The 11576-nt window shown below is 42.4% G+C and carries 3 protein-coding genes; all 3 read right to left on the bottom strand.

Translation table 11 applies throughout. The features are described from left to right. Nucleotides 1–115: 115 nt before the first annotated feature. The 3 genes from BMZ99_RS24850 to BMZ99_RS24840 all read right to left on the bottom strand — a co-directional run bounded on the left by BMZ99_RS24850 (nt 116) and on the right by BMZ99_RS24840 (nt 11547). Entirely contained in the window at nt 116–793 is a 678-nt protein-coding gene (locus tag BMZ99_RS24850) for a transposase (RefSeq protein ID WP_090944435.1), read from the bottom strand. Nucleotides 794–1028: 235 nt separating this feature from the next. Further along, a complete protein-coding gene (locus BMZ99_RS24845) occupies nt 1029–1532 on the bottom strand; it encodes a hypothetical protein (RefSeq protein WP_090944432.1) in 504 nt (167 codons plus the stop codon). Then, entirely contained in the window at nt 1492–11547 is a 10056-nt protein-coding gene (locus BMZ99_RS24840; protein ID WP_217645154.1) for a hemagglutinin repeat-containing protein, read from the bottom strand. Before BMZ99_RS24840 ends, BMZ99_RS24845 begins: the two co-directional genes overlap by 41 nt. Nucleotides 11548–11576: the final 29 nt, after the last annotated feature.

Raw genomic sequence — 11576 nt, 5'->3', positions numbered from 1 at the left:
CAGTCCCAAGGCTGGATACTGGGTGAATGGCTAATCCTTCCCAGGCGGGATTCTCACCCGCTATACTCCGTGCGCTTCTTGGCGCACGGGACGTTTCTTTTTCGTCAACTTTTGGCTATGATTCCTCTTTTAACTGATTTATAATTTTATCTCGTTCTCTTCTTTCTAGCATTCCTATTTTTTGCGGGACAATATTTGTGATTTTTAAGATTTTTTGCCGGATTTCTTCTCCACTTAGTTTTTTCCGTCCTTCTACTTCAAATTTATTTTCTACCATCTGCTGATGTGCTTTGAACCATTCTTTTTTCCCAAGCATATCTAAACTTAGGCTGGTCTCAACAATTTCTCGTTTTGCTATATATTCACAGTAACTGCTATATTTATAATTTTCTAGTTTTTGCACTATTCCTGCTCGCATTGGATTCTGATGAATATATATTATCAACGGAATAAAATACTCATCCACCTCTACTGCTTTACTTTTATACCTACTTCCTATCAATGCTCCGCTTCTTTGATAGTTTCGGTTAAATTTCATTACATATTTTATTAACAATCTTTTTATGATTGTAGATATATCCCCTGGTTGATTCTCTTTTAACAAAATTTGCACATGATTCGTCATTAGACAATAAGCATGCACTTCAAATCCTATTTCCTGCTTCAAGACTTTGAATATCTCTAACATATATTCAAAGTCTTGTTCTTCCTCAAAGATATCCTGATGATTTATTCCTCGAAATACAACATGGTAAAATCCACTCTCACTTAACTTTCTCGCTTCTCTTGCCATATCTCATCACCTCTTATTTTAAGTATAATACCTTGTTGTCAAAAAAGAAACGTCCCTTCTGTGTTTCTGGAGGGAATGAGTCTAAGTCGTTTTGATTCACAAGATTTGATTTTCATGGGTTGTTAATAGGAAATATTACCTATAAATTATATGTTACTAGAGGGCATTGAGATGAAAACAGAGGTTAACGGATTTTTATGTCCGTTAACCTCGTTGTTGATTATATATCTTCTATTTACCCTAGCTTATCATAAAAATCTCTCAAATTCATTTGAATAACCCATGAATCTTTAAATGGTCTAAAAATTATTTCGTAGTCTCCTTTCTTATACTTAAAGTGGTGAAAAGTTTCATACTCAGTCTTACTAACAGGCACTTTTGACCAACCTTTCTGGAGTAATTCATGATCATAATAATTTTCTAGTTCTGCCGCATTGAGTCTATACCTGTAATTTGCAAGAATCCATCTCTTTAAAATTTTACTTCTCATTTCAAAACTTACTTGTTCTGCATCATTAGGATGAACAATAGCTTGAAATTCTGAAATCAAACCTTGTTCTCTTTTTTGAAGACCTTGAGAATCAAATAATCTAATGCCAAATGTTAAGAGCACTACGGCAATAAGAAATGAAAAAAGTATTCTTCCAATAACTTTACTTCCTCGTGTAAGCTCTTTTCCAAACAATTCTTCACCTTCTTTACTCAAAAATGTTAAATATTTGTTTAGCATACCTTGCACCAACGCTTTTTCCTATACCAAAACTAGCTTGCACTTCCGCACTAAGAACAAAGCCTGAACCCACAGATACATTTCCTCCAGCACCCGCTACACTTGTAGTGCCTACTGATAAACCTTCTAAAGCATTTGTCAAATCATCTCTCTGCGTATCAGGAATATTTCCAACAAATCCTTTGCCGTATGTACCTGTAATTGGTGGAGCTATTCCAACACCTGCACTACCATCTACTATTGCATATACATTTCCTTGCTTATCCACCATAAAACCACCTGCTACACCTACAAATTTACCCAATCCAGCACTTAATTCAAAATATGCATAATCGCACTCCATTGTTCGAGGATCTCCAATAATACCTGCATCAATTAAACTTCTAATTGTTTCTCCTGTATTGGCTGCTAGCTTACGCATCCTTTGTGTATCTCGATATGTACTCCATGCATTATCATTATTTTTCGTCCCACTAGCAGCAGTACTAGCTCCTGCTTGAGCATCTCCACCAATAATACTGGTAGCTGTAGCTCCTACAACAGCACTAGCCCACTGCCACATATCTGGTTGATTTTCAAAACGATTTTTTAATTCTTTTTGTACTACTTGATTAAAGCCTGAACCTACTGCACCAGATGAGAAACCACTACCGCCAAGGTCAGACATGATTCCTCCAACAAGAGCATGCAGAGCAACTTTATTAGTTCCACCTACATCCCAAGAGTCAACCTTTGCTTGTAGACGATCAAGTTCATCCTTAGATGCACCATTCTTCTTAGCTGCATCTAATTCATTTTGCGCACTGTCTTGAGCCCTTTGAGAAATTTTATGAACTTCTTCATATGCTACTTCACCAAATACCTTGGCTAATTCCTGTTGTTCTTGAACCGTTTGCTTATCAAATATTTTACCTAACGTGTTTAATGATCCACTAGTATCACGACTGAGATTAGAAATATCTTGATTTGGATTGCTACGAATTTCAATAGTACCATTAGCTACTGCTGATTTAGTAGTACTTTCATCATTTCCACTTGCTGGTACACCGATATTTGGTGTAAATCCTTGTTCGTTATATTTCGCATTAGGACTTGTATTAAGATTGACTCCAATGCTGCTTGCGCTGTACTCCGCCTTATTTTGAATATCGGAGTACGTAAGAGTATCGGTAGATAGTTTGTTTTTATCTGGAGTCGCGTCGCTAGCAATGACCGCACCTTTCAGGTCGGTATTGCCTCCCACTTCAATGTTAAATCCGCCTTCGCCGGCGTAGATTCCGGCTTGGTCGGTTACGCTTTGGTAATTGGAGTTGGTTTTACCTTTACTGTAGGAGCCCGTTACGCCTTGACCGATACCGGCACTTAAGCCACTGCTTGTGGTCTTCGCGCTGTAGTTGTCAATATCCTGCAAGCTGGCGATGTTGAGGTTGCCGCCAATTTCAGCTACTACTTTATCCCCTTTCACTTTGGAACCAATGATATTGGTATCATCTCCAGAGAGGAAGGTTAGGGTATCTTTAGCTGTTACACTACTGCCGCTATTGGTAATTATAGTACCATTTTCTTTGCTGCTGCCTTTTGAAACGCTGCCAAATATACCCGTTCCTAATTGCATACCAGCACCCCAAGAGGAGCTTTTGCTGCTGCTAGTTGTTTGTTGCTGATTCTGGGCTGCACCTAGGTTGATATCACCGACGGCTTGGATGGTGATGTCTTTTGCATCAATTTTGGCACCAGTTAGATTGACGTCATCCCCTGTAGCGGTAATGGTTATGTTTTGTTTGGCACTGATGTCGGAGATATTGACCGTCTCCATATGAACGGTTTGCTCGGAGGTACTTTTACTACTGCCAACGCTGACGCTTACGTTAACACTTTGCTTGAGGTCTTTGGTATTTTTTATTTTACTTAGGTCTTTAATATCATCATAGGCCTTATAGGCATAGAGGGCTTGCAGTCGTTCATCGGCTACTTGACCAGCCCGTTCGATACTGTTTACCGCATCCAATCCCTTGTTTACTACGGTACCACCTAAAGATACGCTGAGACCACTTTGTTTTACTTCAAACTTCGTGGTGCTGTCATAGGTATTGCTGGTATTGTCAATGGTTACAGATTTCCCTGTGATGTCAAGATCCAGTCCAGCACTGATTTTTGCCCCAGAGCTTGTGAACTGGCTGCCCGCGGTTAGGGTTACATTACCAGCATTAGAACCGATGGTGCTGCCGATTTCAGCTAGGGTCTTTTCTTTGACAGTTAACTTCTCACTTTTGCTGCCAATGGTAAAGCCTAGACCGACACCGCTGAATATGCCGGATTTTTTAGTGTAGCTGTAATGGTCTTCCGCTCCAGTTTCTGCCATGCTGGTGATGGTCATATCATTACCTGCCGTGAGGTTAAGATCATTGGTAGCTACGATGTTACTGGCCTTAACGCTCAGGTCATGATCGGTGCTGATGTCAACGGTTTCACCGGAGATCGCGCTGCCTACAACTTCATTTAACAAGGCGTAGTCACGTTTCGTTGTTGTTTTCTTAGAAAGGAAGCCGGATTTGGTTTTTTTGGATTCGGTTAAGGCTTCATGTTTTCCTGAAACGGCTTCAATGACAATGTCTTTACCAGCATTTAAGGTAATGCCGCCTTCTTTACTAATGGCAGAGCTGCCAGCCATAGTGATAGAGTCAATAGCACCCACCTTGATATCACCGGTTGCTGCTAGATTGGTGCCAATGAGGGCTTCGTCATAATTCATGTTTCGTTTGTAGTTTTTGCTGCTTCCAGTTTTGATATCACTAAAGGCGCTGTCGGTAACGCTGTTTAGGGTGAGGCCGCCGCCGCTTAAGGCAGTGATAGTATTGCCTGCAGCCTGAACACCCGTTAAGGTCATGTCACTACCAGATACCATGGTAAGAGCACTGCCAGCTTGTAGGCTGCTTAATTGGTTGGTAAATGTGACTTGATTATTGAAGTTATAGGCATCGATGTTGTAATCAGAGGTGGAACTGTTCGCTACAGCAGCCAGCTGTAAGTTGTTGCCAGCCATTAGTGTTAAATCCTCGCCAGCACTGAGCTTAGCAGCTTGCATGTTCATATCCTGGCTAGCCTGCAGATTAAGATTTCCACCAGCGACGATCGTGGTGCCAAGATTAGATACTTCTTCTGTCACTTTAATTAACTGGAGATGATCCGTGTCAGTGACCACACCAAGTTTGATGTTTTGAGCACTGAGGTTTATGTCACTTCCCGCGCTAATATTAGTCCCTAACAAGGTTAAATCCTGACCAGCAACTGCTGTCAGCGTATCCCCGGCGCTAATGGTTGCGATATTGCTGACTGTGGTCATGGAAAGATGTTTACTCTCAGTTGTGGTGGTATAGGTTTGGCTGATGATATCGTTACCGGCAGTGAGGAGAATATCATTGCCGCTAATGCTGCCACTTAGATTTAAAATATCTTGATCGGAGGTAATTTGTGTCAACTGTCCGCCATCAATGCTGCCGCCAATATTGTTTACGTTGGCAGCTCCGATTTTGGTGCTTTCAATCGCCTGAATGGTGCCGGTATTAGTCATATCACCAGTTAAGCTGATTTGTACCTTATCAGCACTGATGATTGCTCCACTATTCGTTAAGTCTCCTTCCCGCAAAGCCGAGAGGTAGACGACGGGAACCAATACTTTCTGACCAGAAACTTCCTGTTCGACCAGCCATACCAAGTCAGAGGTTAATGCAGCCTGCTGCTCAGCACTTAAGGCCACTCCAACTTGCAAATGAAGATTGTCAGCAGCCGCAGCTCCGTTTTGCAGCAGTGCCTGATACTGCCCTTCGGCACTGTCATAGCCGTTTAAAAATACCCGACCGGTTAATTCGGTAATTTGTTCCCGAACCAATTTCTGCTCATAAAAACTGTCGCCAAGACGCTTCATGGTGGTTGCCGGATCATAGCTTAGTTTATCCAGCAGATAATCACTGGAAATAAATGTTTTGTAGTTGGCAAACTTCGTATTGGTCTCTATTAGGTATTTGCTGCTTGGATCTGGTATTACCGTATACAAACCGTTTTGCGGCAAGGTGATCGTGCCACCATTGTTGGTTTGAGGTGGTTTGACGGTCTCCGCCTTAGCGTTAGGCAATAAAGCGGCTACAGTACCGGGATCCATATTTCCTGTGCTTATGCTAGACTTAGTTGAGGCTTCACCTGCGACAACTTGACTTACATTAGGGGTAGGAGCACCAGACTCGATGCTGGTAGTATCTACCGCTGGCTTATCCGTGAGCAAATTGGTATTAACGGTAGTTACAGTGCTACTTTCTGTACTGGTTTCAACAGCGGCGGCGCTGCCCGCTTGTCCGCTACTGCCTAGGACACCTAAATTCGGACCTTGCACGGTGCTGCTGCTTACATTAGTATTAACGTTCATACTTATATCGTTTCCTGTTCCAGACACAACAATGGTTGCACTTCCTGTTTGTCCGACGCTACCAATACTACTAACCGCCGGACCTTGTACTGCGCTGCCGTTAATGCTGCTATTGATGCCCGTATTAACGGTTGCTTCATTGCTGTTAACAACTGTGGCGGCATTTATTTGTCCTGATGGACCAAGAGTTTTATTCGAACCTATGCCGCTGGCGGGGGTAACGGTAACATTGCTGATACTGGTGCCGTCAATGACGACTTGCTGGCCGCCACCAAAACGGGCAGTAGTGATATTTTCCTGTTTTGACTCACTCTCTACCACTTCGTCGTAAAGAGCATGAACATAAAAATCTACAAACATCAAAGGCCAATCCTCAACATAGACGTTACCGACCAATGCATAATGATTTACCGTCCCACTTTTACCGCTTACAGCTTTGTTAACTACCTCGCCACTAGCAAATAAGTTGTTTCCTGCTAATATCCAACTGTTATCATTAATTATTTTATTGGTTTTGAAAGTCAAATTCTTTCCAGCAGTAATTTTACCAACAGGGGAATCTTTAATGATTTTAGTCTCGGTACCGCTTTGTCCCAGCAATAGTAAATAATTCTCGACTTCTGAATACCCCACTCGAGAATATCCCTGTTTATTTGATTCTTTGACACCCAGATACTCCTTAAATAAGGGATCTACATTTCTACCACTCATACGAAAAGAATCTGCATCTGTGGTAATCTTGTAATACCACTCTCCCTCCACTAATGGATAAATCTCATCCGAAATTACCGTTTGCTCAACCTCAAACTCCCGCTTCTTATTCACTACATCATCTGCGTAAATAACTATATCTCCTTCTGCCTCAATATTGGCCGACTGATTGAGGAGGGATTTCGCCTTGTTGGTGTACTCTTCGCCACTTTTTACTTCACTACCCGCAATATCAATATTGCCCATGCTATAAATGAGCGCGCCATCTTTATTCTCCAGGCCATTAGCTGCATACAGCTTGACACTGTTGGTTGACGCAATGGCTGCTGTCTCATTGGCATTCACAATATTGGCTGCCGCTACGTTCACATCATTGCCAAACATACTGCCATTGTTCGTCACATCATCAGCAGCCGTTATACGTAATTCATCATTAGCAACCAGCGTAGCTCCTGCACGGTTTGTCACCTGTTGACCGCTTATCACCAGATTTTTGCTGGCTTCCATCATGCCGCTATTGGTTACAGAGCCGACAGCATCTATGCTAAGATCATTCACTGCCTGCCAGGTATTGCCGGAAGCATTGGTAAAATCTCCTCCGACCCTTAGACTAAGGTCGTTCCCCGCATTTACACTGCCAACTCCCTGTAATCCATTGAACGTAAGTCCTATATTCCCATTTGCCGCTAAACGCCCCTGGGCATTGTCAATGGCTGCTGCCTTCAGTTCCAGATTACGACCAGCTTCTAAGATGCCTTTGCTGTTCATTAGATCGGCATATTCCTGTTCGATGGTTAAATCCTGACTAGCCACGAGTTGACCCTCAGTATTATCAATGCCGTCACTGGCTGTAATTCCAAGGCTAGCTCCACTTAAGACCTGACCTCTGGTATTATTCAAACTCTTCGTCGTTATTGCTGCAGCACCGTTACTGCCAATCAATCCAGTACGATTGTTAATATCTTGCTGTACTGTCATAGTAAGGCCGCTTTGATCCAGGCTGGTCAGTTTTCCATTCTGATTATTGACATTTTTCGCCGCAATCGTTAATGTTTTACCAGCTTCAACTATACCGCTTTGATTATTGATTTCATTTCCTATATCTAAGCTAACCGCACCATTACTGACCGCCACACCGGTCTGATTATCCAGACTGTTGGCTGTAATCGTCAAATCTTCTTTCGCTGAAATGGTCCCCTGATCATTATTTAGGGTCTGAGCATGAACCTCCATGACTCCATTCCCGACAATCTGTCCGTCAGTATTGATCAAGTCACCATTGCCATGAACAGAAAGTTCACCGCTGCCAGCATGCTGAATTTGGCCCTGACTATTATTCAAATTGCTGACATTAAGGGTTAGATTTGTACTGTTACCAGCAATTTGACCATTGGCATTGTCCAGTGTCCCAGTATTGATGGTGAGATCACTCTGACCATATTGGGCGATCACTCCGCCACGATTGTCAATGTCACTAGCGGCGATTTGGAGTTGATTGGCTTTTACGGCTGCGGCGTCATTCATCAGATTATTCTTAGCCGCAATGGTCAGATGCTCTTTAGCTGACAGATTACCGCCGCTGTTATCTACGTTTCCATCAGTTGCTGTTAAACTAGCCGAATGACCGGCATAGGTAGTACTGCCACTTACGTCAACGCTCACACCTTGTATTGCAAGATTACCGCCAGCCAGGTTTTGCCCCTTGGCCGTTACATTTTTACTGGCTGCAAGGGTTAAATCACCCGTACTGCCCACGACCCCATTGTTTGTTAAACCTGCCACCAATGTTCCTGTCGCGTCAATATTCTCTGCAGTGATTTCAACATCAGCGCTTCCAGCGATGGTTCCCATTGTATTCAATTGCTTGCCAGCCTTAACAATTACCGTTTCTTTCCCATAGATAGTTCCCTGATTGCTTACCTTGGTTCCACTGATCTCGAGCTTTCCGCCACTTTTCACAGCAGCTCCTGCTGCGTTGGTTACACTGGATCCAGTTATACTGACGTTATCTAAACCGATCATTGAACTAGCATTACTTACCTCTCCACCCGCTATAATACTTAATGCACCATTACTCTGCACTTGACCTCTATTGGTAAAATCCTGCTCGATTTTGACTGTTGCGTCCTCACCTGCTTGTAGTAAATCAACAGCTAGGCTCTTCCCACGAACATCGATCGTTTTGCCTGCCACCAGACTACCACCATTACTATCCGTGTTTGCGGCTTCAATCGTTAAATTTCGACCAGCTTGTAAGATGCCCGCTTCATTGTCTAGTCTAGCAGTATTACTGACAGAAATGCCTGAACTTTTTCCTGGCGTCACCGTGCTAGCATTGCTACCTACAGAAGTACCTATATTTTTTTCCGTGGCAATGCCGCTAGTCGTACTACTTACTGGTGCCCCTGAATTACTTCCTGGAGTTACCGTGTTTGAGTTGTTACTTACTGGATTGCCTATATTTCCTCCCACTGCAATGCCACTAGCCGTATTACTTACTGGGATTTTACTATTTTCTGTTGGTGTTACTGTCGTAGCCATATCTCCAACTGGAGCACCGCTAGGCTGGATCGTCTGATTTGTAATCGTTTGGGCTTGAATAGTTACTCCTTGCCCACCACCATATAAAGAGGTATAGCCTGGCAGTTGTTCGGTGGTTGTAGTATGAGTTGGGATTGTCTCAGTTGCGTATACATCTACTAAACTATATCCATTACTTTCTTCGCCACCGCCAGAATTACTCTCACGAAAGTGGTGCGTTCGATAAACAGTTTCGCTATCAGTAGTGGTTATTCGCGTATTACCTATAGAGATATTATTTACATTATCAGCTACTGTATCTAATGTGCCGTTAGCTAACATCCAGCTTAATTCATTATTTACCTTTATCGCTCGCAAAATAAGATTTCCACCGGATAGTATTTTCCCTTCTGGCGAATCTTGGATTATTTTTGCTTCTGTTGTTGTTACTTTATTTACTTGATCTTTGCTAACATACGTTACTCTTGCATCCGGCCCATCTTTTACATATTTACCACTATAAGTTACAGGCAAAAGACTAGCTTCATCATAAAAACGATCGTTTTTCTCATAATACCCTCCAGATATAACATCTGCTCCAGGTGGATTAGCTGGAATAGCTGCTGTCTCATGAGTCGTGTTCGTAGAAACTACGACTTGCTCTGTAACAAATTCTCGTTTCTTATTTGTTATCTCATCTGCATAAATACTAATATCCTTTTCCGCTTCAATATTGGCTGATTGGTTCAATACATTACCAGTACGATTAATGTACTCACCAATACTGTTTTTGTCTTTGCTACCTGCAATTACAATATCACCCATGCTGTAAATACTGGCATCGTCTTTATTCTCAACTGCAGTACGAGCATAGAGGCTAGCATTTCCTGTAGTTGCAATTATAGCAGAAGAACCTTCATTGGTTATTTGATCTGCAGTGACGTTTAGGTTACGACCGAATATTGCTCCTGTATTTTGTATGTTTTCTCCAGAAAGATTGACTGCATCCCCTTCGATGGTGCCTTTATTTATGATGCTGCCTGCTGTATTGGCTGTAAGTGCATTGCCGCTGGTTAAGATACTTTTTGTATCATTTAGTATGCTGCTGCCAGATACATTTACATTTTCTACTGCCCCTATTGTTCCCTGATTGGTAAGCATACCGGTGGTAGTCATACTCAGATTTCGATTTGCTTTAAGTTCATTGCCTGTCTCATTCGTATAATCACCGTTTAAGCTAATATTTAAATCCTGACCAGCAAGAATTTGACCAATACCTTGCATACTTTGAGCCGTAATATTGCTGTCTTGATCTGCGCCAAGCTTACCGCCATTATTATTTACAGTTTTAGCCTGTACTACTAAGTCACTGCCTGCACCAATAGTGCCACGGTTATTATTTAAATCGGCAGTACTTTGGCTAAATTCCATATTTCTCTTGGCAATGATCTTGCCATCTGTATTATTAAACCCCTTTGCCATGGAAATAGCCAGATTGCCTTCCGTCAACACTTGTCCTGCCTCATTATCAAAACTCTCTGCTTCTACTATTACATTGCCATTACCACCCATAAGTCCGAATTGATTCAGAATCCCCTCGGTAGCAACAACTTTCATATCACTATTATCCACATTCACAATTCGTCCATTTACATTATTTAATGACTGTGCTGTTAGATTTAATCCTTTATTCGCCTCAATGTTCCCTTCCTGGTTATTCAGTAAACCTTGTGCAGTGATTTGAATTGTATCATCAATGCTAGAAATGAACCCTTTGCTATTATTAATTGTAGATGCCGATGTTATATCTAAGCGTTTTTGTGCTGCAATTATACCATTCTCATTATGAAGGCTCTTTGTTTTAAGATTTATTTGACTGTTACTTGCTACTTTACCATTAACATTTTTAAAATCATCGTCAGTGTGTACCCATAACGTCCCTGTACCTGCATGTTCAAGTTTTCCCTGGGTATTGTTCATGGAATTGGCCTTGATTTGCATGGTTTCCCCATTGGTGAATATTTCGCCGCCAGTATTGTCTATGCTGTTGCTAGCCGTGAGTGTCGTAAGCCCCGACCCAATTTGTGTCAGGCTGCCACCTTGGTTACTAATTGCTTCTGCCGTAAGAGTTAGCTGACCCGCCTTGATTTCTCCTTTTACCTGGTTTGCATCCTGATCGTTGCGAATGGTTCCGCTGGAAGTGGCTGTTAACGTACCAGCCGTCTGCAAGGAAGCACCCGTATTGTCAAGATCTCCGACTGCTGCAGTCAGTGCTGCACTGCTGCCAGCATAGGTCGTGCTGCCAGAAAGATCGATGGCACCCGCTTTCACTTTGAGATTACCAGCTGCCAGATTTCTGCCATGCGTTGTCACTTTATCTGTAGCGGTAATCGTCAGGTCGC

The organism is Pelosinus propionicus DSM 13327, assembly GCF_900114615.1.
In the GTDB taxonomy this organism is placed as follows: Bacteria; Bacillota; Negativicutes; order DSM-13327; family DSM-13327; genus Pelosinus; species Pelosinus propionicus.
The sequence above is the reverse complement of the archived record's forward strand: the minus strand, read 5'-3'. Positions and strand labels throughout refer to the sequence as shown.

Excerpts from the sequence above, each read along its gene's own strand:
- BMZ99_RS24850 (WP_090944435.1), bottom strand. The coding sequence starts at position 793 with ATGGCAAGAGAAGCGAGAAAGTTAAGTGAGAGTGGATTTTACCATGTT.